Raw genomic sequence first — 25,444 nt, 5'->3', positions numbered from 1 at the left:
GGGATAACAGCACTTTTTGAAAGCAATACGGGAGGCTTCGATGAAACAAGGCAACGCTCTTCCAACCATTTCTCAAGATGGTCTGACGGTATACCTTCAACGTATACGCCGCTACCCGATGCTTACCCCGGAACAGGAAACAACCTATGCCTGCAACTTCCGGGACAAGGATTGTGATAAATCCGCCGAAAAACTGATTACCAGCCATTTGCGCCTGGTCGCCAAGATCGCGATGAGCTACCGCGGCTATGGCCTGCCGATCAACGAACTTATCTCCGAAGGCAATGTCGGTCTGCTCCAGTCAGTCAAACGCTTTGACCCGGACAAAGGCTTCCGCCTTGCAACCTATGCCATGTGGTGGATCCGTGCCGCCATTCAGGAATACATCCTGCATTCCTGGTCGCTTGTGAAAATGGGCACGACGGCAGCACAGAAAAAGCTGTTCTTTAACCTGCGCAAGCTCAAAAGTCAGATGCAGGCAATTGACGAAGGCGATCTTCAGCCTGAACAGGTCGAATTGATCGCAACCAAGCTTAATGTTTCCGAAGACGACGTCATCATGATGAACCGCCGTCTGGCGGGCCCGGACCACTCGCTCAATGCTCCGGTACGCATTGAAGGCGATGGTGAATGGGTCGACTGGATCGAAAGCGAAGATGACGATCAGGAAACCCTGTATGGCAAGCGTGAAGAATTCCTGCAGCGCATGAACATGCTTAAAAGTGCAATGTCGCACCTTAATGATCGTGAACGCGATATACTGACCCAGCGCCGCCTGCTCGAAAGCCCGGTAACGCTTGAAAACCTCAGCCTCGCCTACGGTATCTCGCGCGAGCGTATCCGTCAGATCGAAGTACGCGCCTTTGAAAAGGTCCGAAAATCAATCCATACGGACCTGCCCCACTAACAGCGACAAATATCCCATCTTTATACCCCCCCTCTGGAAACGACTTACGGCGGACAATTGTCCGCCGTTTTTCTTTGGGTTGCATATTGCGGGGAGGAAGGCTCGTCGATCAGTTACCGGAACGATCGACTTCCTTGATCAGGCTATCGCCCCAGGTCTTGATCAGACCGCGCTGTTTCTTGCGCAATTCACTGACCCTGCGCTGTGCCGACAGGTTCAGCACATTGGCAACAATTGGCGGCATCGCAAGATAAAGCAGCCAGCCAAGCCCCGCCGCGCCATACATGATCGACAGGGCAAGCGGCTGAAACACCGCTTGTGTCGCGCCACTGACGGTTTGTGCCGGTTGCATCCAGATTTCGAGGATATAGGGTGCAACACCAGAGAAGTTCAAACCAAACACACAGCGCGCCATAGTCCGCCCCGGACTGCGATCAAAGATGAAGGCAACAAGTGACGGCAAAAGCCCCACCGTCAACGTAATAAAGGTCGGCAGTGCGACCATGAACAGAAGCACGGCAGATGCAATCACCGACAAGCCGGAAAACGCGCTACGACCGCCCTTACCCTTGCCTTTTGAGGCTGAACTTTTACCTTTTGCCATCTCAGCCCCTTAAAAGATATGCATCAAGAACAGTGCGGATACAGTCAGCAGCGCGATCATGGTGGATGCGAATGCTGCGGCCTGCTGGCCGACTTTCTCAGCTAGCTCCATACGTGCAGGCCCCGAAGATTCCAGATCGAACACTTCGCTTTCAGCTTCGGAATATTCCGCGACCGCCTCGACAAACTCGGACTGGTCCTTGCGACGTTCCTGTTCATCATTGATCAGGTTGTAAAGTTCGACCAGATTGCCGCGCTTGGCCAGTTTGGGTATCTCTGTTTCCACACGTTCGCGGCGTGCCTTGCTGTGGAACACCTTGATCGCCGGTTCCATCAAACGCGCGACCCAATGTGACAGGTTTTGCAGATTGTCCGGGCCATGGCGCCATTGGACAATCGCCAGCATGCTAATGATCGCGCGGCTGTATTCAACCTCGTCAGACGGGTTTTGCATCGCCATCAACTGGCCTTCGACATCGTCTTCAAGACGCGTCGCGATAAAGGCCGCGATGTGACGATCCACCGGCCAGCTTTCCTCGGATGCCGTTTCGGCGGCCTTTTCAAGGGCCGGCAGAAGATCAGCAATCTCGACGACATATTCTTCCTCGACCATCGGACTCAGGCAATGCTGATTGCGCACAGTCGCATAAAGGCAGCGTTCATAGCCATAGCCGGCACTTTGCTGCTGAATGTAATAGCGCAGATTTTTATAAAGCTGCTGCTGCTTCTGGACTTCCGGACTGTAGCCTTCCTGCCGGCTGAACCAGAAGGACGGAATATCGCGCACGATGACATCGGCAAAACGTTGCGGTCCACGACCGTGCTGCACATCATAGGACAGCATGAAACCAAGCCCGTCGACCATGGATGCGAAGCCTTTGAACCGCACGGGCCCGGTGGGATCCAGGATCAGGATGGAGCGTGCGACCAGCACATCCTCGGCAGATCGTTTGTCGGCACCCGCCCATTGCAATTGACGCATGGCCTCAGAAAGTGCCTTTGCCCGATCATTGTCGCCCAAACCGCGCCGCAACCAGATTTCCACGGTGCTGTCGCGCAAAGGCGCAAGTGCGGTACTCCAGTTCTTGGCAATGCCCTGCGCAAGCGATCGACAGGTATAGTAATCCCGACCTGCAAGGTTTTGCGAACGCGCCGCACGTTTTTCCGTATTTGATTGCACCGGTTTGGTCCGGCGTCCATCGAGCCAGGCATTCAGTTCGGCAAGGCCCCAGCGTTCTTCGGGATCATCACACAAAAGCCCGCGCACGGGTTCAATCAGAACCAGCGGCAGCTTTTCCTGCGATGCGATGGCCTGGAATGACCCCTTTGAAAGTTTAAGCTCAAGGATTTCCTGATCATTGAGCTTCTTGAGCGGCTGACGCCCGATCCCAAGCTCGGCCAGTGTCATGCCAAGCGCATAGAAATCATCTGCAATGCTACCCGAACCACGCCCAGCCGGATCGGCACCCATACGTGACGCGGTCTCATAGACCGCAGGTTGGTCATAGCCGGGCGGCGCACTGGCGCAATCACCAAGCACGACTTTCTCGTGCATCGGATCGGCAAAGAACAGGTTGTCGGCACGAATATTACGGTGTGCGAGGCCCTTTTCACCAAAGGCCTGCATGGCATTCATCAGCGGTTCGACCACGACCGTCGCAATGTCGTGTTCGTCGATGGGAAGCTTTTTGGTTTGTTTGGCTAAAACCCTACCCCCCGCCGGCTTCTCATAGAAAAGCACCATAGTCTTGCGACCAAAGGGCGGCCAATAGGCGGTTTCATAGTCAATCAGATCAATCTGACCAGCCATATGCATCCCGGTCAGGAAAGTCATGTGATCGTGGCGGGTCGGAAGAACCGGGTCAGTGACAAGCGCAAAGGCGCTTCCTTCATCACGGCGCAGATTGTCCGCGGAATAGGCCTTGCAATGACCCATATCGAATTCCGGCATTCGCAGGTCCAGAAAGACGCGAAAATTGCCGATTTCGACACTTTTGCCACCCGCACTGATGGTGGCTTCATCATTTTCTGAGGTTTCTTCGGGTTCTGCAGGCGCAGGTGCGCCGCCGCCCGGTGCATCCATCACCGGCTCTGTCGCAGCACCATTCGAAACGTCCTGTTCCTGATCTTCTGCTTGCTCTGCCATGATCCCGATATTCTTTTACAGGTTATCATTCCCTGAGTGACGCGCGATCTCCTGATCGACAGTCCTCCTGACCTATCTACCAGAACGCTATCCTCAAAAGGTTGATAAAACGATACTGGTGATCCTCTATGCGGGCAAGCTGTTATGCGGCAGCCTCAGCATTAAGGGACAATCAAGCCCTTAAACCACAAACAAAAAAGCCACCAGCTTGATACTGGTGGCTTTTAAAAATCAGGTATTTTTCAGCAATCAGGCACTGAACGGATCATGTACCAGAATGGTGTCATCGCGTTCCGGGCTGGTTGACAGAAGCGCAACCGGTGCTTCGATCAGCTCTTCGACGCGGCGAACATATTTGATCGCTGCTGCCGGAAGATCGGCCCAGCTACGTGCACCCATGGTCGTTTCCGACCAGCCTTCAATGGTTTCATAAACCGGCTTGGCCTTGGCCTGCAGACGCTGGTTTGCCGGCAGATGGTCATAGATTTTGCCATCGATGTCATAGCCGGTGCAGATCTTGATCTCGTCAAAGCCGTCAAGAACATCAAGCTTGGTCAGGGCGATACCGGTGATGCCATTAACCTTGACCGACTGGCGAACAAGGGCTGCATCAAACCAGCCACAACGACGCTTACGACCAGTGACAACACCGAATTCGTGACCACGCTCGCCAAGACGTTCACCGTCTGCGTCAAACAGTTCGGACGGGAACGGACCTTCGCCAACGCGGGTGGTATAGGCCTTGGTGATACCAAGAACATAACCAACACCCGACGGGCCCATGCCGGAACCAGCGGCCGCCTGACCGGAAACGGTGTTTGACGAGGTCACGAACGGATACGTGCCATGATCAACGTCAAGCATCGTGCCCTGCGCACCTTCAAACAGGATGCGCTTGCCAGCTTCCTTGAACTGGTTCAGGGACTTCCAGACCGTGTCAGAGAACGGCAGGATTTTCGGTGCGATTTCCTTGAGCTGTTCAAGCAGTTCCGCGCCATCAATTTCCGGCTGACCAAGGCCGCGCAGAAGCGCATTGTGATGCGTCAGCAGGTTCTCGATCTTTGCTTTGAGCAAATCAACATCAGCCAGATCACCAACACGGATTGCACGGCGGCCAGCACGGTCTTCATAGGCCGGGCCGATACCACGACCGGTGGTGCCGATCTTGTTATCACCGGAAGCAGCAGCTTCGCGTGCACGGTCAAGGTTGCCATGCAGCGGCAGGATCAGGCAGGCATTTTCCGCCAGACGCAGGTTTTCCGGGGTGATGTCCACGCCCTGCTCTTTCAGGCGGCCAATCTCGGCCAGAAGCGCCCACGGATCGACGACAACGCCGTTACCGATCACAGAGAGCTTTTTCTCACGCACGATGCCAGATGGCAGCAAGCTGAGTTTGTAAGTCGTTCCGTCGATCACCAGAGTATGACCGGCGTTATGACCACCCTGGAAACGCACAACAACGTCTGCCCGTTCGGACAGCCAGTCGACGATCTTGCCTTTACCTTCGTCCCCCCACTGGGAACCGATCACGGCAACATTGGTCATCGCAAAACTCCTTGCGCGATAAAAAGTTCGTTGAATTAGGTGCTCAGCGGCACAACCTGGCCGCCAAGATAAATGTGATTACAACCCATGCCCTGCGCTTCGATGCGCGCAGCAGCTTCGGTTTTGGCTTCAGCCGCCCCTTCAAGGGCAGCAACCGTGTAATGACCTTCGGCGCGCAATTTGCGCGCTTCCCGCTGCGGCGTACCCAGCGGCAGGTAGACCCGGTCTACCGGTTCTGCATCAGGAAGACCACGCAGAATACTATCCATATAAAGCGACATGCCCGTTGCCGCCTCGCCAGAAGCCCCGCCGGCACGATAACGACCACCACGGCCAATCTCGCCACGCACATTGCGGGCAAACAGCGTAAAACTGACACCAGTCTGATAGCGGAAACCAGCCATCTCGACCGGATCAATGGTCAAGGCAGCTTCAAGCCCGGACGCCAGAACACGTTCTGCAACGTCGATCAGACGATAAAGCTCTTCGGATGCGCCGAGCGGCAATTCAAGTTTCTTGAGTTTCGGCAAGGCCGTTTGTGCCGGGCCTGCGGCCTCAAGCAACGCGACCAGAACGCCAGTGACCTTTCCGTCTGCAGCACGAAGGGCCGCAACGTCGCGACGTTCAAGCGCCTCGGTCAAAGCTTCGCGTTCATCGCGTGACACGCCAAAGGCGTCAAACAGACGCACCGGCAGGGTCGGCAGATTAAGATCGACCGAAACATCGGCAAGACCGATGCTATCAAGCGCTTCAAGCGCAAGAAGAACGATCTCAGTATCGGCCGCAGCACTCGAAACACCGATAAGTTCCGCACCAACCTGTGCGAACTGGCGTTCCGGGCGCAGATGCGATCCCTTGATCCTCAGCACATCACCGGAATAGGAAAGACGCAGCGGACGCGGCGCATCAACCAGACGGGTCGCAGCAATCCGCCCAACCTGCGGCGTCATATCGGAACGAAGTCCCATCATGCGTCGCGATTCCGGGTCCATCAGACGAAATGTCTGGGTCGCCAGTTCCGGAGCCGCACCTTCAAGCAGGCTCTCTTCAAATTCGACAAGCGGGGTTTTCACGCGGTCATAGCCCGCATGCGCCAGACTGGCCATCAGCTTTTCACGGATTTCAGCTTCCCGTGCGGCGGTTCCTGGCAGGACATCCTGCAGGCCGGCGGGCAAAAGAGCTTTCCTGGCGAGTTCGGTCATTATGTGTGCTTTCCCGGACGAGGCGCGCAAATTCAAATTGATGATATCCCGAGCAACGCTCAGGGCTCACTATCCGGTAGCGGTTACTACCGCGTTGTGCCGGACAGAGCAACGGGGAAAACCCCTCTAACGCAAATAATACGTACGAATTATTTCCTAGCTGGCCTGAAATTCGGCCTTAACCAGCGCATATGCCCAGTCAAGCCACGGCAGCAACGCTTTGATATCGCTGGGTTCAACCGTTGCCCCGCCCCAGATACGCAGGCCAGCAGGCGCATCACGGTATCCGTTGATATCAAATGCGACATTTTCCGCTTCAAGAAGCTGGGAAATCTTTTTTGGCAGCATCGCCTGCTGATCAGCCGACAAATCCAATGCCCACGGATCGACAATCTTGATACACATCGAGGTATTCGACGCCGTTGTCGGGTCTTCGGCAAGGTCTGCCGCCCAGTCACTGGTGGCAAGCCACGCATCAAGATGCGCGCGGCTTTCGCGTGTACGGCTCAGAAGACCTTCAAGACCGCCAATGTTTTCGGCCCATTTCAGGGCATCGATGGCGTCTTCGACCACAAGCATGGATGGCGTATTGATGGTTTCGCCACGGAAAATACCATCAATCAGCTTGCCGCCCTTGGTCATGCGGAAGATTTTTGGCATCGGCCAGGCCGGTGTGTGGCTTTCAAGGCGTTCAACTGCGCGCGGGCTCAGGATAATGATCCCGTGGCCACCCTCGCCGCCCAGAACTTTCTGCCAGCTATAGGTCACGACATCGAGCTTGTCCCACGGCAGTTCCATGGCAAAAATCGCCGAGGTCGCGTCGCAAATGGTAAGCCCCTTGCGGTCATCGGCGATCCAGTCACCGTTGGGCACCCGCACACCCGCCGTCGTGCCATTCCAGGTAAATACAACATCGCGGTTGAAATCAACCGACGCCAGATCAGGCAGCTTGCCATAATCGGCTTCAAGGGTACGCACATCATCAAGCTTGAGCTGCTTGATCACATCCGCAACCCAGGTCACACCAAAGCTTTCCCATGCCAGCATATCAACGCCACGCGCGCCCAGCATCGACCACAGGGCCATTTCGACGGCACCGGTATCGGATGCCGGAACCACACCAAGAAGATAATCATCAGGAAGGTTCAGGACAGCGCGCGAACGGTCAATCACCTCTTCAAGGCGCTGTTTACCCAGTTTCGCACGGTGCGAACGGCCAAGGACTTCCGTATGCAATGCATCAGCGGACCAACCCGGGCGCTTCTTGCACGGGCCCGACGAAAAATTCGGGTTGTTTGGACGCGTTGTCGGCTTTGCAATTGCGGCAGTCTGGGCCATCTGTAAGTTCCTGAGAAAAAAGAATAACCAATGAAAGTTCATGCAGAACAATCAAGCGGGCTGATCCTATTGCCCCGAAGGCAAAAGTCAAACGCCTTCCACACAAACAAGACAGCCATTTTTGCATGGCTTAACTGAACGGCTGCAACCCGTTAACGGATCGGGTTCACCGGCCTTAGAACGGGATATCGTAATACCAAGGCGCAAACAGGCTGAACGCGATCCAAAGAAGGATAATCAGCGGTGTGCCAGCCTTGAGGAAGTCGATAAACCGGTAATGTCCCGGCCCCATGACAAGAAGGTTGGTCTGATACCCCACCGGTGATGCAAACGAACAGTTTGCCGCCATCACCACCGCAATCGCGAACACATGCGGTTCGACGCCAAGCTGCTGCGCCATGCCGATCCCGATCGGCGTGAACAAAACCGCACAGGCATTGTTTGAAAGGACGTTGGTAAACCCGGCAACAATCAGGAAGAACAGCGACAAGATAACCGGTGCTGGCGCCCCGCGGGTCGCGGCCAACAGCTGATCGGCGACAAACTCGGCCCCGCCGGTTAATTGCAAGGCATTGCCAAGTGCGAGTGCAGCTGCCACCAGCAGTACAATCTTGCGGTCAATCGCGCGCGATGCCTGTCGCAAATTCAGCGCACCAGATGCGATCATCAGACCGGCACCGATAAAGCTTGAAACCATGATCGGTACAATTCCGGTGGCGGCCAATGCAATCACCCCAAGGAAGATTGCAGCAGCACGACGGGCATGGAACGGACGCGGCAAGGTGCGCGTCGACCATTCCAGCAAAACCACATCGCGAATGGTACGAAGCGCCTCGACATCCTCTGAGCGTCCCTGCACCAGAAGAACGTCACCGGCTTCAAGCCGGATTTCGGTCATCTGTGTGCGGATCATGCGTGAGCGCCGCTGAATACCAAGCACGAGGCACTTGTACTGATAACGGAAACCGATCTGCTCAAGGTTAAACCCGATCAGGCGCGAGCCCGGCGGCAACATAACCTCGGCCAAAAGCTGGGTTGATTTTTGCGGGGTATCGTCACCATCCGCACCCACGGCAACTGCGTCGGAATGCAGCAATCCGGGGTCTTTTTGCAACGCCTCGGTCAGGGCCTTGCGCGTCGCTGCCACGACCAGAACATCACCAGCCTGAATTTCCATATCATCTTCGAACGGCGGTAATTCGGCATGTTCGCGGCGCACGATCATCTGGATCGTGATATTGGGCAGGTTCTTGAAGAAACCGGCAACCGGCTTGGTCCCGATCATGTTGGCGGATGGGCCAACCGTGATCTGGGCAATGAACTGTTTGCCGCTGCTATCGGGGTTGGCAAGCTTGCTACGCATCGATGCCAAGGCAGGCAGCAGACGCGGCGCAATCAGAAGCACATAGACAAAACCGACCAGTGCCAGAACGCCACCAATCGTCGTGAATTCAAAGAACTCAAGCCCAGGCATCCCCAATTCGATCAGGGAACTCGACACCAGAAGGTTGGTCGAAGACCCGATCAGGGTCGTCATGCCGCCCAAGATCGCGGCATAGGAAAGCGGGATCATCAAGGCGGATGGTGAACGTTCAATACGCTCGGCAAGTGCCTGAATAATCGGAATAAAGATGACCACGACTGGCGTATTGTTCAGGAAGGCCGACATCACCATCACGACGAAAAGGCCGATGAAAATCGCGATTGAGGCATTCTTGCCGCCATGCTCGGTAATCAGCCCGGCGATATAACTAACCCCGCCTGTCAGAACCATCCCCTGCCCGACGACAAGTAGCGACAACACCGTCAGCAAGGCTGGGTTGGCAAAGCCCGACATGATAGTTGAAGGCCCAAGCAGATTGTCGCCATCCCCATCCAGCAGCGGGAAAAATTCGAAGAAAAGCAAAAGGGTTGCGATCAGCGCCATGCTGGTCAGTTCGAGCGAGATACGCTCCAACCCATACAGAACAAGCGATCCGGCAACGAGTGCAAGAACCACCCACATCTGCATCGGCGTTGCAGAACTGGCAACAACACTTTCGAGCACGATACACTTTCCCCTGTAAAGCCTGCTTTCTTGCGGTTGGCACGCGCTTTTATGGTCGCGCGGTCGATCCACAAGTCTCCTATTTTGCCTTTTACTTAGACGAAAGCCCCATGGCACGGTCAATAAAAAAACAAAGCCATTGGGCTTCAATGCGGATTAATGGGTAGAAACATTCCCTTACGGACGCATGGCATTACCCACAAAAAATGGCGGACAATTGCGATACTGCCCGCCAATTTGAGTGTGACTTTCGTGTGGATCGATCCGCTTAAGCCGGAAGTACGATTTCACCCTTGACGAATAACACCGCCTCGCCCTTCAGATGAACACGGTCACCGTCGATTTTACAGGCAACCACGCCACCACGCGCTGATGCCTGATAGCCAACAACATCAACCTGACCAAGCTTCTCAGCCCAATAGGGCGCAACCACGCAATGCATGTAACCCGTCACCGGATCTTCATCGATACCAAGGGCTGGCAGGAAATACCGCGACACCATATCAAGCCCGGTCTTATCACCCGGTGCTGTCACGATCACACCGCGGTCGGCCAGTTTCGCCAAGGTCGACATATCCGGGCGCATGTTGCGAACAATGGATGCATCATCAAAAACCGCCACGATATCGGTATCACGGCTGACCACGCCAAATGTCTCAACCGGCATCACCCCGCCAAGTGCGTCAATCACGTCACTTGATACAGTTTCTGCCTTGATCGGTTGTTTCGGGAAATTCAGGACAATCGCCTCGCCATCACGACGGGCCGTCAAAACACCGCTCTGGCTTTGCAGTTTGATCAGATCACCCTCAAAGCCAAGCTGATTGAAGATCACGAACGCACTGGCAAGGGTTGCATGCCCGCAAAGCGGCACCTCGACGGTTGGTGTAAACCAGCGAATGTGAAAATCAGCCTCTCCCCCGTCACACGGCACGAAGAATGCCGTTTCCGACAGATTGTTTTCCATCGCAATCTTTTGCATCACGTCATCAGACAACCAGCCTGATAACGGCACAACTGCGGCCGGGTTGCCGGCAAACGGAACATCGGTGAAGGCATCAATCTGATAGATCGGCAGGGTCTGGGTCGTCATCGTATTATCCTGAACTCGGCACATGTTTGATGTGCAAGGCTTTAATTTTCGTCGCTTATCGGTGATTTCAGCAGGCGATTACAAGACCGTTTCAATCGCCTGCTTGACGACCATCAGGTCCTCATCGCGGGTTCGCCAGTTGCTAAAGGCTGCACGGAAACCGAACCGTCCACCATACACAGTTGGCGTCAGGAACAATTTCCCGGTCGCATTGATGCGCTCAAGCAAGGCGCGATTGTCATCATCACTGCCATGCGACCTAAACATCGTCACATTGAGTTTCGGCTCGCTCAGCAGCTCAAGCTTTTCGTGGGTGCGAACCCATGCAGCAAGGTTTGCCGCCTGATCACAATTGGCACGAATGATCGATGCAATTCCGTCACGGCCATAAGCCACCATCATCACCCAGAGCGGCAAGGCGCGGAACCGTCTGGAATTCTCTACCCCGCGATTGATATAGCTATTGCCATCCGCCTTGGTATCAAGATACGGCGCAAAGGCGCGACAGCAGGTTTCGAGCACAGAAATATGCCGGGTCAGGAAGATCCCGCAATCATACGGCACATTAAGCCATTTGTGCCCGTCCGAGGTGATGGAATCCGCCCGTTCAATTCCCTTGGTGAAATGCGCACGACGATCATCAAGGGCAGCAAAGAAACCAAAAGCAGCATCCACATGCAGCCAGGCACCATAGTCCGCACATAATTCAGCAATCGCATTCAGATCGTCGAAATCCGTCGCGTTAACCGTCCCGGCAGATGCAATAACGATCTTGGCGCGCGACGAACTGGCAGCAAGCTTGGCCTTCAAATCTCCGATATCGGTTTCTTCCGATCCGGGCTTTGTCGCCACCTTGGTAAAGTTGTTGCGGCCAATGCCGGTGATCGACAGATCTTTGACCATGCTGGCATGCGGGCTTGCGGCAAAAATCTCAAGATCGGGCAAGACGCCTGCACCATCAGCATCAACATTCACACCGACCTGCTCACCGCACCATTGCCGAGCTGCGACCAATCCCAACAGGTTTGAAACCGTCGCACCGGTCGTAAGCACACCATCAAACCGATTCGATGGCACCCCGCCCAACTCACAGAGCCAGTTGATGACCTGTTCTTCAACAGCGGCATTAACCGATCCTTCCGGACCGGTGGCATTTTGATCAATCGCACTGGCCAACCAATCACCGACAAGGGCGGCTGGCGTTGTGCCCCCGGTTACAAATCCAAGATATCTCGGACCAATTGATGCGGCGAGCAGCGGCAGAATTTCTTCATTCGCTGCCCGCAACGCATCAAGTGCGCCGCGTCCCTGCCCCGGCATGGGGCGCGAGGGGTCAAAGGCAGAGAAATCGCGGCAGGTTACATCCATGTCTTCTGCACCCTGAATGAAGCTGTGCGCGATATCGCCTGTCTCGACAAGGATACGGCCAAGCTTTTCAAGGTCATCAAACATGAGATGACGTTCATCGACAGTGGGGCTGTCATATGAACGATTTGAAATGCGGTTCATTTGTTTTCTCCCGATAGAATGCGGGCATAATCGGCACGATCAATATTCGCGCCAGTCAAAATCAGTGCGACCTTCTTGCCGATATTACTTTCACGCTGCGCAATGGCTGCTGCCAGTGGCACGGCACCAGCACCCTCGGCAATGGTGTGGCACGAGCTGAAATAAAGGCGCATGGCATCGGCAATCTGCTCATCACTGACGGCAACGATATCCGCCGCACCGTTCTTGATGATTTCAAACGCATTTGGGTCAGGGCTTCGACAGGCAACGCCATCGGCAAAGGTATTAGCCGCTGGTGTCGGAATGATTTCGCCGGCAAGGAATGACTGGCGAATGGCATCAGCCCCGGTTGCGACCACACCGATAATCTCGGTTTTCAGTCCCAAGGCATCGCGCACCGTAATCAGTGACGATATCCCCGATCCCATGCCAACCGGCACATAAACCCGATCCAGACCCGAAATCGCGTCAAACAGCTCCAACCCATAGGATGCGACGCCACGAACGAGCTCTCGATGAAACGCCGGCACCATCACAAGGTCTTCGCTGGCAGCAAGCGTCTTGGCGTATTCAGCGGCCTCCTGGAAATCATGACCATGTTCGATCACCTCCGCACCCCAGGCGCACATGGCGGCATTCTTTTCAACGGAATTGCCATGCGGAACAATAATGGTCGCGGGCATGCCAAAACGACTGGCGGCATGGGCAAGACTTTGGCCATGGTTTCCCCGGGTCGCCGAGATAATTCCGCGGTTCACATCGACCGATTTGGCAAGATAGCGACAAAAGGTCAGCCCACCGCGGATCTTGAACGCCCCCAGTCGGGTGTGGTTTTCGTGTTTGACATACAGGGACAATCCGGTCGCGCGATCAAGCAGCGGCCACTGAACTGTCGGGGTCGGCGCAACATATTGATGCACAAAATCCGCCGCCTCACGCAATTCACTTGTATTGAACATGCTATTGTATCCCTGATCGATCCACATCGTGACAATTTGATTTTTTGGCGGCTTCCCGCCGAACGGAGGCACAATGGGAGCAAAGTGCCTCCGTCAAACGCGGCGGTGGCTAGCCGCGCCAGGGGAAGTCGGACAGGAACGGCTTTGCCAGTTCCTGCTCAATGTCTGCGCGTGTCACGCCAATATCCTTAAGCATCTGATCATCAAGATTTTGCAGAGCATGACGGTCACGTGCACGGGCCTGAAGCAACGCAAGGTATTCGACCATGGAGATCACCATACCAGTGATCGCTGCACGCCAGGTCGCCGGCTTGACGCCCGGCTTGCCATCGGCATTTGCGCGATCATTGACATGAATGCCGGGAATCTGGATTGTATCGTTACAATTTACCATTTCCATCTCCTTTCGGTGAATTGTCTCGATATTGTTTTGTCATTGACATTGTGATTATGTCAATTTAAACATTGTCACCATGACAATATGGTTCCCGAAACTTGATGAGGCTGGTGGTCCTGTTTATCGACAGATCGCGCAAGCCATCCGCACAGCAGTCAAAGACGGCTCCCTTAAACCGGGAGACCGACTGCCCACCCATCGCGAACTCGCCTATCAGCTTGGTGTGACGGTCGGAACAATCACCCGATCCTATCGCGAGGCAGAGCGACTTGGACTTGTAGCAGGCGAAGTTGGCCGCGGAACCTATGTTCTTGATAATATCCAGTCGGAACTTGATATGGCGGCCAGCGCCCCTATTCCGATGGCATTTACCAACAATATCAGCCAGTTGGCCAAATCCACCGGCACCGGAATCGCCCCATCAGAGTCCCCGCAAACAAGCGACACCGAAGAAACCGGCCCGATCAATTTCCGGATGAACTGCCCCCTGCCACCGCAGGAAGGCCGTATTCGCGAGAACCTGCTGGATGTCGCCACCACCATGACGACAGACGACATGGTGTCCTACAAATCGGAATATGGCGTCGCCCATCAGCGCGAAGCACTGGCCTTTGCCGCAGGTCGGCTCGGCCTTGATGACAATCCTGATCGCGTGTTGCCGACGGCCGGCGTTCAGCACGGCATGACGGTTTCATTGCTGGCGACCGTCCGCCCGGGTGATCTTGTTCTGTGTGAAGAGCTCACCTACCCCAATCTGCGCAGCCTTGCCAATTTGCTGCAATTCCGTCTGCGCGGTGTCGCCATGGATGACGAAGGCATCATGCCCGATGCGCTGGAAAACATGTGCCGCACCCAAAGCCCGCGCGCCATATATTTGATGCCGACCCTGCACAATCCGCTGTGCAGCACCATGAGCCAGCAGCGCCGCATCGAAATCGCCGAGATCCTGCGCAAATATGATCTGACCCTGATCGAAGATGGCATTTATCACTTCCTCGATCCGGATGCCCCACCGCCGCTGTCCTGCTTTGCGCCGGAACGTAGTATCTATCTGGATGGTGTTTCCAAAAGTATCGGTGGCGGTTTGCGGGTTGGCTACATCCATGCCCCGGGTGAAATGATTGGCAAACTGGCCAGCGCGATCCGTTCGACCTGCTGGATGGTTTCGACCATCAATCTTGAACTTGTTACCCGCATGATCATGGATGGCGGCCTTGCCCAGTTCGAAGTATGGCACCGCGAAGCAGCCGCCCAGCGCCTTGCCATCATTCTTGGCACGCTTAAGGGTTATGACATCCGCTTCCATCCGACGAATTATCACATCTGGCTTGAACTCCCCGAACATATCGATACCGGCGAACTGGTGATGAATGCAGCCAATAACGGTGTGCTTCTGACAGCGGCACAGCAATTCTCGGTCGGGCCGGTTCCACGTGGCTTGCGACTGGCCTTTGGCGCCGAAAGATCTCCCCAACGTTTGCGCCGCGGCGTTCAGACGATTGACCGGTTGCTTCAAAGCAGTGATTTCGGCAACGCAGCTGTCATCTAAACCGTACTTTACCCCAACCTGAAACCACTTGAGATTTTCGGCCAAGATACGGTTCTTGTTGTCATTTCAATTATTTCCGCACGCAACGCTTGACCCCATGAATGCGTTGCTTCCAAGATATGAAAGGGTCAGGGCCTACTAATTTGATTTGAATGGCAGAGCTTATATTTGTGAAATCCAAGGAAAGTCCCGCTGGGCGGGTCGGCATCCCGCACAAGGGATTTGACGCGGGAGTTCGCAAATATAAGCTCTGTCCTTCGGATCGTTCAGATTTGCACGGGCTGCTTTGTCGCAAAACCTTGAAAGATATCCATCTTCCTGCGGTTTCGCTTCGCGCATCCGCACAAATCTGAAAGACCATTCGAACCAAATTAGTAGGCCCTGACCCTAGAGGGGCAAAATTCCCCTGCTTGATTCGTATCTTGGGCAGCAGAAAGTCAGCAGATGCCAGTTTCCCGCCTTGACGCAGAAGATTGCGGATTCCCGCATTTCCGTATTCGCAGCCCACACAAAGACCAACAGCCGAAAATTTTTGATTTTTCATCGCACTATCGCGCGGCAGAGGCTCTTAAATTCGGACTTTCGATGTCCGAACCCGGTTTCAACATTTTTGTTCTTGGTCTGGATCGCGCCGGTCGCATGACGGCGACACTCGATTACCTCAACAAGGCCATGGAAGAACGTGAGGCCCCGGATGACTGGGTCTATCTGAACAATTTCTCGCGCACCAATCGTCCGCGCCCCTATGCCCTTCCGGCTGGTCAGGGGCAGAAGCTGCTATCAGCGATGGAAACGCTGATCACGCATCTGCGCGAGGCTTTTGCGTCCGCCTTCAATGCACCGGCTCACCTGACCGAAACCCAGACACAGACCGAAGAAGCACGAGCGCAACTCCGTGAGAAGTTCGATGCGCTGCGTGAATATGCGCGTGAACGCGGCCTTGATGTTCAGGAGAACGAAAAAGGTGTAATGATCGTCGCGCTGAACGAAGACGGCGAACCGGTTTCACTCGATGAAATCCCCAAGGATCGCCGCCACGAAGCCGAAGACGCCTTTGAAGATGTCGCCGAAGAAGCCCGCAAGACGCTGCTTTCAACCCGCGATCTTGAAGAACAGATTGCTGATACACTCGACAGCCTGCGCCGCGGTGCAGCCAAGGTGGTTTTAAAGCCGCGCATAAAGAAGCTGCGCGACAAATTCACAAGCCCCGGGCTCAAGGCTTGGTTCGAGGCGCTTGAAAAAGACATTCTCGATAATATCGACGCGTTTGAGGAAGCCAGTGACCAACCCGCCATCGAAAGCGGCGATGGCAAAATCCCTGAAACCGTCGATGATCGCTATGCGGTCAACCTGCTGATTGATCATTCGCGCGACAATCACCCGGATGTGGTTCTGGAACCAAGTCCGAGTTACGACAACCTGTTTGGACAAATCCAGTACCGCCCGATGGGTGGTGGCATGCATCCGCATTTCAGCCTGATCAAGCCGGGCGCGCTTCACCGTGCCAATGGCGGTGTTCTGGTGTTGCGCGCCGAAAGCCTGCTTGAGCATGAAGAATGCTGGGGCTTCTTGAAGGCGGCACTACGTGACCGTGAAATCCGTATTGAAGAAACCCACAAAGGCGGCCCGCCGACTGCAGGTGCACCAGAACCACGCCCGATCCCGCTTGATCTTAAGGTCGTGATCGTTGGCGCACCGAAATTCTATTACACCTTCTTCTCACTTGATGTGGATTTCCGAAACCACTTCCGCGTCAAGGCAGATATTGATGCCGATATGCCGGCCGCCGGTCGTAACATTTCGATCTATACCGGACTGCTGCGTGCATCCGCACTTTCGCGTTCGGGGATTCCGGTCGACAATGGCGCGATCCGCCAATTGCTTGGTCAGGCGGCCCGTTGGGCTGGCGAGCGTGACAAGCTCACCGCCCAAATCGAGCGGGTTGAAGATGTTGCGATTGAGGCTGCTGCGCTCAGCAAGGCCGAAGGTCGTGAAAACATCCGGGCTGCTGATGTCAGGCGTGCGATCGAAGAACGCCGCCATCGTAATTCCCGCCTTGAAGACCGATCACATGAACGGGTTCAACGGCGTGAAATCCTGATCGACAGCTTTGGCAGCATCGTTGGTCAGGTCAATGCGCTAACAGTGCTTGATTACGGCGATCATGCCTTTGGCCTTCCGGCCCGTGTTTCTGCACGCTCCTATGTCGGAAGTCTTGGCGTGCTGAATATAGAACGCATGGTTGATATGTCGGGCCCCCTGCAGCAAAAGTCAGTCATGATCATTGAAGGGTTCCTGAAGTCACGCTTTGCGCAGGACTTCCCGCTTTCCTTTGCCTGTAACGTCACGTTCGAGCAAAACTATGGCGGGATCGAGGGAGATTCGGCCTCGATGGCGGAACTGTGCGCGATCATCTCCGCTGTTGCCAACATCCCGATGCGCCAGAATGTCGGTGTCACCGGATCGATGAACCAGTTTGGTCAAGCCCAGCCTGTTGGCGGGATTTCGCACAAGATCGAAGGGTTCTATCGCATTTGTGCCGACCAGGGCTTTACCGGTGATCAGGGTGTGATCATCCCGTCTGCGAACGCGGAAAACGTTGTCCTGCGTGAAGAAGTTGTTCAGGCCATTCGCCAAGGCAAGTTCAACATCTGGACGGTTGAGCACATCAATGATGCGATTGAACTGCTGACCGGGATGGCGTCCGGGGATCGTTCTGACGGTCAATATGCGCCAGACACCGTCTTTGGCAAGGCCATGGAACGCCTGCGCAACAATGACCAGATCCTGCGGGACCGCCACGCCTATGGCCCGCGCACGGAGATGTAGGAATGCACACCCCACCCCGCACATATCCAAGCCGTGTGACCCGCGCGTCACTGGTGTTTGGCTATGACAAAATGCGGGGTGGTCTGCATGCTGCAGGCATCTTGGCGGCTGCGCTGGTTGCAATCTCGCTATCGGATGTCAGCGCCGTGGCACAAACTGCGACGCCAGATACCGGACCAACGGGAATCGACATTATCCCGACCGATCTGCCAGCCCACGCTTCAAGCGTGCAACAGGGCAATGGCCCGGTAAGCCTCCTGCCCGGCACGATCCCGACGGAAACACGGATCGAAGAAGAAACCGAAATCCCCTCGTTAGCCGATCAGTACCAGCGCGTCATCACCGGTCAACCGCCGCTTCGCCCGGTTCGCCAGCAAGCTCCGAAAACTGTCGTGACACCAGCTCAAGCGCCTTCTACCCAAACGAACTCAACACCCAAGCCAGCCAAGCCCACGATGGCGGTGCAACGCAATACGCCATCAACACCGGTTGAAACAGCGGCACCGACGCCCGCAAATGCACCGGCAAGCAAAGGACACTTCCTGATCCAGCTTGGTGCGTTTCGCGATACCTTTACCGCAGAAACCTATTGGGCGAGCTTCAGCATCCGCTACCCGAAGCTCAGCAAATCCCACGAAAAGCAGATCGTGTCAGCCGACCTTGGCAGTCAGGGGATTTATCACCGACTGCAACTGGTCGGGTTTACAGACTCCGAGTCTGCGCAAAAACAATGCCGCCAGCTGAAAGCTGACGGCACGGATTGTTTTGCAACGGGTCACTAGATCGCGGATCAATCAGCTGGGCTAAGCAGGACAATCTTGTCGACGATAAGGGTTGTGGCCTCGGTACAGGTTGTCATCAGGGCCAGATGGCCTGTCACGCGTACCTTGTCACCCGGGCGGAAACGGCTTGCCTTGTTGGCAAGCGCATAGAGGGTTCCGTCCTCGGCACGGAACGTCACGCATTCCTGCCCCTGATCGGTAATTTCACCACCGACCGTAAAGTTTTCTTTCTGCAGGAACGAGCACCCCGCCAACGCCAGAGCTACACCAGCAACAGCGATTTTCCGCGTTAATCCGGCCCCAAAAAGGTTTTTCATCCGTCGTGCTCCTTTGCGTGATCGACAGTGCTTCGTCACAAATACGCCTCATGCGCGTTAATGTTCTTGTAACGCCATGAAAGATAGAATGGTTCCACCCCTTGTAAGGGTTTCGTCATTCAATGTCATTGATAACAAGACAGCCAATGGAAAAGTCGCAAATAGATTTGTTGATCGAGCTTGCTGCTGATTTTCAGCATCAGACAGCAATCAACAACCGTGCGACCGAAGAAACGGACGAAAGCAAACAACGCAGTGCGCTTTCAACCCTGGTTGATCTTGCCCGTGACATGCAGACCCGCCTTGATCAGCAACAAAACCGTATCCGCCAGCTTGAACTCATGGTCGAAACCGATGAGTTGACCGGGTTGTATAATCGGCGCGGTTTCATGCGCCGCACACGCGAAGCGATTTCGCGCGCTGCACGTACCGATGAATGCGGTCTTCTGGTGATTGCCGATCTTGACGGCTTCAAGCAGGTCAATGATGTGCATGGCCATGCTGCCGGGGATGCGGTTCTTCGCCACTTCGGCCAGAACCTGCGCACCCATACGCGATCTGACGATTTTGTCGCCCGTTTTGGCGGTGATGAATTCGCCATCCTGATGACCGGCAGCAACCCGGCCGCGGCCGAAAAACGCATTGCCCAGCTCCAAAAGGCAACCGCACGTTTCCCGCTGATCTGGCAGGGCAAGGCACTGTCGATCAAGGCAAGCTTTGGTCATGCTGCCTATCGCGCGAAATGCGATATCGCCGACCTGATCCGCCAAGCTGACGACGCCATGTATGATCAAAAACACAGCCGTCGTGACGTGACGGAGTCCCGCAAGGCAGATCACAACGCAGCCTGATCAGATACGCATCTGATCGGCCACGCCCAATCCCTAGCCTTCCTCATCAATAATGTATTCCGCTGCGCGCAGGCCAGTCATATAGGCCCCATGCGTCGTCCCGGCATAATCAAAGATCGTGTGTTCACCAGCCAGAATCAGCCGATCAGCAATCGGTTCTCCCAGGCCATCAAAATCGGATTTGCTATTGCCCGGCTGCGGGAAGGCATAAGCGCCAAGCGTGTAGGGATCGGTCGCCCAATGAGTTGCCAGAACTTCAATGGGCTCGGTCACGTCATCTTCCCAGACGGTGCGCAGCACTTCGAGTGCGTCCTTAACCATTTCAGCATCCGACATGCGATCTGCAATCAGGGCATAATCACCAACACTCAGGCCAAGCAGAATATTCTCATTGGAGAAAGTCCGGTAGCTCAGCCAATAGTTCCAGCGGCCTTTCGGCTCTGTCGTGATACCGAAATACTGGGTTTCAATATCCCAGAACGGTTCTTCGAATTTGAGCGCAAGCTTTGTCACACTGCCAAAACCAAGCTTTGCAATGGAATCGCGATAATCGCCAGGAAGCTCCGGCACAAAGGTAATGTTGCCCGCTTTCAGCACACCAAGCGGCACCGTACAGATGCAATAATCGGCTTCAAAAGCGCCCTTGTCGGTTGTGATCGCAACACCCTCGTCCGAACTGTATTCGATGGCCGACACCGCGTGAGAAAGCCTGATATCAAGCCCTTCTTTCAGGGGTTTGAGGATTTCATCATAACCGGACGTCACGACAACATCGGCACCGTCAAAGGCCTCATCCCAGTTAAACAACGGTGCTGAAAGCTTTTCGATCGCCCCGCCCTTTGAAAACTCGGTAAAGGCGGAAAAGACCCACATGATCCCCGGATCATCAAGATATGCCGGACGGTAATCCTTGATCGCCTGCAAGAGACTGCGCGGGTCATTCACCTCATAGGTGTTGTCGATATGCTCAAGCACGCCTTCCCACGCTTCAACAATGCGTTCAACTTCATCCTCGTCATATTCATTCCCGTTAAGATCAAAGAAAACCGCGTTTTCGTCATCGGTCACGACATATTGCGCGTTAACCGCATCCGCCAGCTGTTTTGTCGGATTATCCGAAGATGGACCGTGGATCCAGCCTGCGCCAACCTCAAACGGGGGCCCCATTGACCAATCTGTCAAAAGACGACCACCAGTATGGTCCTTGGCTTCCAACACTGTCACAGTCGCACCGTGTTTGCGCAGCATGCTTGCCGCACCAAGGCCTGCAATACCGGCGCCGACAACCACCACTGAGGTATTTTCCAATGCGCGCGCATTCTTGATCCCGAATTTGGATGCCAAGGCGACAGCGCTACTTGCCATCAGAACAGATTTGATAAACCGGCGGCGATTGATGTTGCGGCTCGACACAGCGACCTCACTAGGCTGTTGATACGTTTTTCTGGACAGGAACTGGAAAGCGCAAGGAACCGCCCCCATTCAGAGTTGATAGAACAATCCAAAAAACATCAAGCCATAATGTCGCAAAACCCCATTCGATGGTGGTATTTAGCTCCATACCAACGGCTAATATCAAGCGATGGTTTGATGGTTGCGTTTTGTTAAAAAAATGATCTTCTGTCAGGGAGATGTTTTTTTTGCCATATCGAGTGCAAATCCTTCATATCCTTTGTAAGATCGCTATTTATTAGAGATAGGCAAAGCTGCGGCTTAGAAGAAAAATAATCGGGCGGCTTACGATGACGGTTCGCAAATGACAGACAATACCGGCTATTCGGCGGAAACGAATGACCAAGATCTTTTGGCAGCCATGGCTTTCTGCTGGGCCGACATGCTTCTTGAGGTCGACGAGAACGGCTATATCCTGTTTGTCGCTGGCGCGACCGAAAGCCTTCTGGGCTGCACACCGGACCGCCTGATTGGCGAAGCATTCGAGAAGATCGTTGTCAAATCTGAACGCCCGCTCCTACGTGCCTACCTTCACGGTGGCAGCGGCCTGAAACGCCTCGAAGAACTTGATCTTGATTTTCAGCTTTGCGAATCCGACGGCAAACCGGTGCAGGAAGCCGTTCCCCTGTCGCTTAGTGGTTATATGATCGCCGATCCTTCCAGCCGCTATTACATCGCGGCCCGCCATCGCGCCATTCGGCCGCGCGCACGATCGGGAATTGATCGCATCATTTTGCAAAATGCCGTCATTCGCCAGAACATGAATGCCGAGACCAACCAGACCGGTTCGGTCGGCGATATTTCCACCATGAGCTATCATAGCGAAGCGCTGGTCGTGCTTGAGAACCTGGCGGCATCCCGGTCCCAGGCCGAAACGGCGGCGACGAATGAGCTGGCCCGCCTGATCGGGATTGGCGCCAAGCAGTTCAGCTCATCTGCCGTGAAGGAACCCAAACCTTCGGAAAAGCCCGCCAAAATGCACCCGGTCGATGAACCAATGATCGAACTGGAACGCCGTATTGTGGCTTACGCCAGTGCGCTGCGCGCTGATCTTGAAGACATTGCCGAACCTGCCCCGGTTGATAACATTGACGGCCTGATGTCGCTGACCAATGGTCCGGGCACAAAAGACAAAACGGGCAAGAAAGCCAAGACAAACGATCTGTTTGGCACGGATTATGATAGTGCCCGCAACATCCATCATTTTGACACCGACAATGATGAAAACGACCGCGAAACCAACCTGACGCGCGCGGTTGCCTATGCGCTGAACCGCATGCAGCGCAAGGCGCAGAATGACGTCACCGCGGCCCGCCTGTCGGCAAGCCTGCCGCACCTGATCAACGAAACGCTGAAATCAGTGCGCGCCTTCCGCGAAATTGTTGAAAACGGCTCCTTTGCCGTCGCTCTGCAACCGATTGTCCATCTCGGCAGTCGGGAAATGCACCATTTCGAGGCGCTCGCACGCTTTAACATCGGCGAAAGCCCGCTTGCGGTTGATCAGATCATTCACTTTGCCGAGGGCACCGGTCTGATCACGGAATTCGATCTGGCCATGTGCAGCAAGGTTCTGGATCATTTGAACGACAATCCTGACAGCATCCCCTATCCGGTTGCGGTGAACCTTTCGGGGCATTCTCTTGAACAGGCGGGCTTCATGCCGGCCCTGATCGAGTTGCTTGATTCCTATGATATTGCCTCAAAACACGTGTTGTTCGAGGTGACCGAAACCTCGCGCATTCGCGGGCTGACCGATGTGAATAACGGCCTTCAGATGCTGCGCGAACGCGGTCATGAAATCTGTCTTGATGACTTTGGTGCGGGCGCTGCCAACTTTGAATATCTGAGCGCCCTTGATGTCGACATCATCAAGTTTGACGGTGGTGCGATGCGCACCGCCCTTGCCAACCCCAAGGGTCGCGCGTTTCTTAAGGCAACTGCCCTTCTCTGTCGCGACTTGGGCATTTGCACCATTGCCGAGATGATCCACGATCAGGCCAGCTATGAGCTGGTGCGTGATCTGGGTATTGATTACGGACAGGGCTATCACCTTGGCCCGCCGATCACGATCGGCAGTGATGATGACTATCACAAGACCAATATCGTAAACCCGACCAGCAGTGCCGACACAAACGAGCAGACCGCGTCGACCACAACAGGAGGACGCGCATGACTTCCCGTCATCCTGTGGATCCCCAGAACAAGAAAACAGACGTGACCGAAGACCTGACCCACTATGATGCGGATGTCTTTACCCTTGACCCGAAAGTCATGGCAGAGGCCGAAGCCCCCGTCATCGTCATGGACGCCCATGGCGTACCGCTTTTTGCAAACAAGAACGCTATCGGGTTTGCCAATGGCATTCGCGATGGCCTGTTCCCCGAAATTTATCAGCTGATCCGCCGCACACTGACGACACCGGGTGGTGTGGTTGAAATGATGACCTTTGAGGTCCAGCGCGGGACGGCAACGCTTGAACTGACCGCCCTGCCAACCACCAAAAATCAGGTCATGATCCTGCCGCGCGATGTCAGCATGGATCGCAACCTGCGTGAGGCGCTGATTGATTCGCGCCAGCGCTACCGCGACATTGTCGAAGTCTCATCCGCCTTTGCCTGGGAAACCGACGAAACCGGCAAGTTCATCTTTGTCTCCCCGCGTGGAGCGCTTGGATATCGCGCCGATGACATTGTCGGCCGCTTTCCGGGCCACTTCCTGCTTGATACTGCGGACAAGGACAGCGAACACGTCTTCCGCAGCCAGAAGGCCGTGCGTGACGTGCCGATATGGTTCAGACGATCAAACGGTCGTGACGCATGCCTTTCAGTTTCCTCCACACCAGTCTATTCCCGCGACGGCGTCTGGATCGGGACCCGTGGCCTTGCTCATGACATCACCGAACAGCGCCGCCGCGAAAGCGAAGTTGCAACCGCACGTAACCGTGACCGGCTGATGACCTATATCGTGCGGACCATGCGTGACGAGATTGATCCGCTTCTGGTCCTGAAAGGCGCATCGGAGGCCAGTACGCGGGCGCTTGCCTGCTCCTATTGCATCATTTTCAAACGCAATGATGAAACGGGCGAGATGGAACTGGCTGCAGGCGACGAAAACAAGGGGGCAAACGAGATCGCCCAGCAGGCGCTTGCAAAGCTGCAAGGTGCAAACGAAACATTCGAAGCCCAGATTGGCAATTTCCGAATCCTGGCACTGCTTTGCCATTATCACCAGCGCAACAATGGTGCGGTTATCTTCATGTTTGATGCCGACCATCCCGAACCGACCGATGGCGAACGCGCGATCATGACAGAAGTCTCTGATCAGGTGGGTATCGCCATCGAGCAGGCCATTCAGCATGAACGCATTCTGACCCTGTCGCGCACCGATGGCATGACCGGTCTGTTGAACCGTCGCGCGTTCTTTGAGGAACTCAAACGGCGCCACAGCCGCCTGCGCCGCGAAAATGCGCCAGCAGCACTGATGTATGTCGACATGGATAACTTCAAGCTGGTCAATGACATTCATGGGCATCAGGCCGGTGATGACGCCATTCTCGCGCTGACAAAGGTCCTGCTTGATAATGTCCGCCCGGCCGATCTGGTGGCCCGCCTTGGCGGCGACGAGTTTGTTCTGTGGCTGGAAGGTGCCGACATTAACGCAGCATCGGGTCGCGCAAAGACGCTGATGAAGGAAAGTGCTGTTCTTGGCAAATATTCTGGTGATGCCCAACATCCGCTGGGCATATCCGTGGGGATTGCCGTTCATGATCCGGATTCAAGAGAAACGCTTGAACAGCTTGTGCAACGCGCAGATCAGACCATGTATCAGGTCAAGAAAGTTGGCAAAGGCCGTTTTGGCATCGCTGCCGCACCCGGATCAAAAGATCCGGCAAAAATCGAAGATTAGGAGGAATGCCCG

Annotated in this window: 19 protein-coding genes; 7 read left to right on the top strand and 12 right to left on the bottom strand. The window is 55.0% G+C overall.

Translation table 11 applies throughout. The features are described from left to right. Window positions 1–40: 40 nt before the first annotated feature. Window positions 41–907 carry an RNA polymerase sigma factor RpoH gene (rpoH, locus tag CMO10_RS11575; RefSeq protein WP_044828785.1) on the top strand — a complete coding sequence of 289 codons (867 nt, stop codon included), beginning with the start codon at window positions 41–43 and terminating at the stop codon, window positions 905–907. A 109-nt stretch (window positions 908–1,016) separates the two neighbouring features. Here rpoH and CMO10_RS11570 read toward each other — a convergent pair whose 3' ends face one another. The 10 genes from CMO10_RS11570 to CMO10_RS11525 all read right to left on the bottom strand — a co-directional run bounded on the left by CMO10_RS11570 (window position 1,017) and on the right by CMO10_RS11525 (window position 13,743). Continuing rightward, window positions 1,017–1,511, bottom strand: coding sequence for a hypothetical protein (locus CMO10_RS11570; protein ID WP_044828784.1), 495 nt, complete (start codon window positions 1,509–1,511; stop codon window positions 1,017–1,019). Window positions 1,512–1,520: 9 nt separating this feature from the next. Further along, complete coding sequence (locus CMO10_RS11565; protein ID WP_297022159.1) at window positions 1,521–3,656, bottom strand: serine/threonine-protein kinase; 2,136 nt, start codon at window positions 3,654–3,656, stop codon at window positions 1,521–1,523. Between the two features lie 249 nt (window positions 3,657–3,905). Continuing rightward, a complete protein-coding gene (locus CMO10_RS11560; RefSeq protein ID WP_297022156.1) occupies window positions 3,906–5,201 on the bottom strand; it encodes an adenylosuccinate synthase in 1,296 nt (431 codons plus the stop codon). 35 nt (window positions 5,202–5,236) lie between these two features. Further along, window positions 5,237–6,403, bottom strand: a complete 1,167-nt coding sequence (locus CMO10_RS11555; protein WP_297022154.1) for an ATP phosphoribosyltransferase regulatory subunit — start codon at window positions 6,401–6,403, stop codon at window positions 5,237–5,239. 156 nt (window positions 6,404–6,559) lie between these two features. Next, complete coding sequence (locus CMO10_RS11550) at window positions 6,560–7,741, bottom strand: phosphoserine transaminase (RefSeq protein WP_297022151.1); 1,182 nt, start codon at window positions 7,739–7,741, stop codon at window positions 6,560–6,562. 175 nt (window positions 7,742–7,916) lie between these two features. Further along, on the bottom strand, window positions 7,917–9,788 hold the full coding sequence (locus CMO10_RS11545) for an SLC13 family permease (RefSeq protein ID WP_297022149.1): 1,872 nt from the start codon (window positions 9,786–9,788) through the stop codon (window positions 7,917–7,919). Between the two features lie 268 nt (window positions 9,789–10,056). Then, window positions 10,057–10,881: a PhzF family phenazine biosynthesis protein gene (locus CMO10_RS11540; protein ID WP_297022146.1), complete on the bottom strand. Its 825-nt coding sequence runs from the start codon at window positions 10,879–10,881 to the stop codon at window positions 10,057–10,059. A gap of 78 nt (window positions 10,882–10,959) precedes the next feature. Next, window positions 10,960–12,390 (bottom strand): pyridoxal phosphate-dependent decarboxylase family protein, encoded by a 1,431-nt coding sequence (locus tag CMO10_RS11535; protein ID WP_297022144.1) that lies wholly within the window; start codon window positions 12,388–12,390, stop codon window positions 10,960–10,962. Next, window positions 12,387–13,349 carry a threonine dehydratase gene (locus CMO10_RS11530; RefSeq protein WP_297022141.1) on the bottom strand — a complete coding sequence of 321 codons (963 nt, stop codon included), beginning with the start codon at window positions 13,347–13,349 and terminating at the stop codon, window positions 12,387–12,389. The genes CMO10_RS11535 and CMO10_RS11530 overlap by 4 nt, the downstream gene beginning before the upstream one ends. 109 nt (window positions 13,350–13,458) lie before the next feature. After that, window positions 13,459–13,743, bottom strand: coding sequence for a DUF1127 domain-containing protein (locus CMO10_RS11525; RefSeq protein ID WP_297022139.1), 285 nt, complete (start codon window positions 13,741–13,743; stop codon window positions 13,459–13,461). Between the two features lie 79 nt (window positions 13,744–13,822). On the opposite strand from CMO10_RS11525, the gene CMO10_RS11520 reads away from it, so the two are divergent. From CMO10_RS11520 to CMO10_RS11510, 3 genes are all read left to right on the top strand, one after another. Next, window positions 13,823–15,295 carry an aminotransferase-like domain-containing protein gene (locus CMO10_RS11520; protein ID WP_297022136.1) on the top strand — a complete coding sequence of 491 codons (1,473 nt, stop codon included), beginning with the start codon at window positions 13,823–13,825 and terminating at the stop codon, window positions 15,293–15,295. A 444-nt stretch (window positions 15,296–15,739) separates the two neighbouring features. Further along, on the top strand, window positions 15,740–18,124 hold the full coding sequence (locus CMO10_RS11515) for a Lon protease family protein (RefSeq protein ID WP_297022133.1): 2,385 nt from the start codon (window positions 15,740–15,742) through the stop codon (window positions 18,122–18,124). A 2-nt stretch (window positions 18,125–18,126) separates the two neighbouring features. Next, complete coding sequence (locus tag CMO10_RS11510; protein WP_297022130.1) at window positions 18,127–18,906, top strand: SPOR domain-containing protein; 780 nt, start codon at window positions 18,127–18,129, stop codon at window positions 18,904–18,906. 8 nt (window positions 18,907–18,914) lie between these two features. On the opposite strand, the gene CMO10_RS11505 is transcribed toward CMO10_RS11510, so the two are convergent. Beyond that, window positions 18,915–19,223: a DUF5818 domain-containing protein gene (locus tag CMO10_RS11505; protein WP_297022127.1), complete on the bottom strand. Its 309-nt coding sequence runs from the start codon at window positions 19,221–19,223 to the stop codon at window positions 18,915–18,917. A gap of 146 nt (window positions 19,224–19,369) precedes the next feature. Here CMO10_RS11505 and CMO10_RS11500 point away from each other — a divergent pair, with 146 nt between their 5' ends. Continuing rightward, complete coding sequence (locus CMO10_RS11500; RefSeq protein WP_297022125.1) at window positions 19,370–20,074, top strand: GGDEF domain-containing protein; 705 nt, start codon at window positions 19,370–19,372, stop codon at window positions 20,072–20,074. A gap of 33 nt (window positions 20,075–20,107) precedes the next feature. On the opposite strand, the gene CMO10_RS11495 is transcribed toward CMO10_RS11500, so the two are convergent. Next, window positions 20,108–21,487, bottom strand: a complete 1,380-nt coding sequence (locus CMO10_RS11495; protein ID WP_297022124.1) for a flavin monoamine oxidase family protein — start codon at window positions 21,485–21,487, stop codon at window positions 20,108–20,110. Window positions 21,488–21,830: 343 nt separating this feature from the next. On the opposite strand from CMO10_RS11495, the gene CMO10_RS11490 reads away from it, so the two are divergent. Together CMO10_RS11490 and CMO10_RS11485 are read left to right on the top strand one after the other, a co-directional pair. Continuing rightward, on the top strand, window positions 21,831–23,699 hold the full coding sequence (locus CMO10_RS11490) for a sensor domain-containing phosphodiesterase (protein WP_297022122.1): 1,869 nt from the start codon (window positions 21,831–21,833) through the stop codon (window positions 23,697–23,699). After that, a complete protein-coding gene (locus CMO10_RS11485) occupies window positions 23,696–25,432 on the top strand; it encodes a sensor domain-containing diguanylate cyclase (protein WP_297022119.1) in 1,737 nt (578 codons plus the stop codon). The genes CMO10_RS11490 and CMO10_RS11485 overlap by 4 nt, the downstream gene beginning before the upstream one ends. Window positions 25,433–25,444: the final 12 nt, after the last annotated feature.

The sequence above is a fragment of the Thalassospira sp. genome, assembly GCF_002709775.1.
In the GTDB taxonomy this organism is placed as follows: Bacteria; Pseudomonadota; Alphaproteobacteria; order Rhodospirillales; family Thalassospiraceae; genus Thalassospira.
This window is presented reverse-complemented; position numbering and strand designations above follow the sequence as displayed.

Coding starts and splice junctions, on each gene's coding strand:
- rpoH (WP_044828785.1), top strand. CDS start 41: ATGAAACAAGGCAACGCTCTTCCAACCATTTCTCAAGATGGTCTGACG.
- CMO10_RS11570 (WP_044828784.1), bottom strand. CDS start 1,511: ATGGCAAAAGGTAAAAGTTCAGCCTCAAAAGGCAAGGGTAAGGGCGGT.
- CMO10_RS11565 (WP_297022159.1), bottom strand. CDS start 3,656: ATGGCAGAGCAAGCAGAAGATCAGGAACAGGACGTTTCGAATGGTGCT.
- CMO10_RS11560 (WP_297022156.1), bottom strand. CDS start 5,201: ATGACCAATGTTGCCGTGATCGGTTCCCAGTGGGGGGACGAAGGTAAA.
- CMO10_RS11555 (WP_297022154.1), bottom strand. CDS start 6,403: ATGACCGAACTCGCCAGGAAAGCTCTTTTGCCCGCCGGCCTGCAGGAT.
- CMO10_RS11550 (WP_297022151.1), bottom strand. CDS start 7,741: ATGGCCCAGACTGCCGCAATTGCAAAGCCGACAACGCGTCCAAACAAC.
- CMO10_RS11540 (WP_297022146.1), bottom strand. CDS start 10,881: ATGACGACCCAGACCCTGCCGATCTATCAGATTGATGCCTTCACCGAT.
- CMO10_RS11535 (WP_297022144.1), bottom strand. CDS start 12,390: ATGAACCGCATTTCAAATCGTTCATATGACAGCCCCACTGTCGATGAA.
- CMO10_RS11530 (WP_297022141.1), bottom strand. CDS start 13,349: ATGTTCAATACAAGTGAATTGCGTGAGGCGGCGGATTTTGTGCATCAA.
- CMO10_RS11525 (WP_297022139.1), bottom strand. CDS start 13,743: ATGGTAAATTGTAACGATACAATCCAGATTCCCGGCATTCATGTCAAT.
- CMO10_RS11520 (WP_297022136.1), top strand. CDS start 13,823: ATGACAATATGGTTCCCGAAACTTGATGAGGCTGGTGGTCCTGTTTAT.
- CMO10_RS11515 (WP_297022133.1), top strand. CDS start 15,740: ATGCCAGTTTCCCGCCTTGACGCAGAAGATTGCGGATTCCCGCATTTC.
- CMO10_RS11510 (WP_297022130.1), top strand. CDS start 18,127: ATGCACACCCCACCCCGCACATATCCAAGCCGTGTGACCCGCGCGTCA.
- CMO10_RS11505 (WP_297022127.1), bottom strand. CDS start 19,223: ATGAAAAACCTTTTTGGGGCCGGATTAACGCGGAAAATCGCTGTTGCT.
- CMO10_RS11500 (WP_297022125.1), top strand. CDS start 19,370: ATGGAAAAGTCGCAAATAGATTTGTTGATCGAGCTTGCTGCTGATTTT.
- CMO10_RS11490 (WP_297022122.1), top strand. CDS start 21,831: ATGACAGACAATACCGGCTATTCGGCGGAAACGAATGACCAAGATCTT.
- CMO10_RS11485 (WP_297022119.1), top strand. CDS start 23,696: ATGACTTCCCGTCATCCTGTGGATCCCCAGAACAAGAAAACAGACGTG.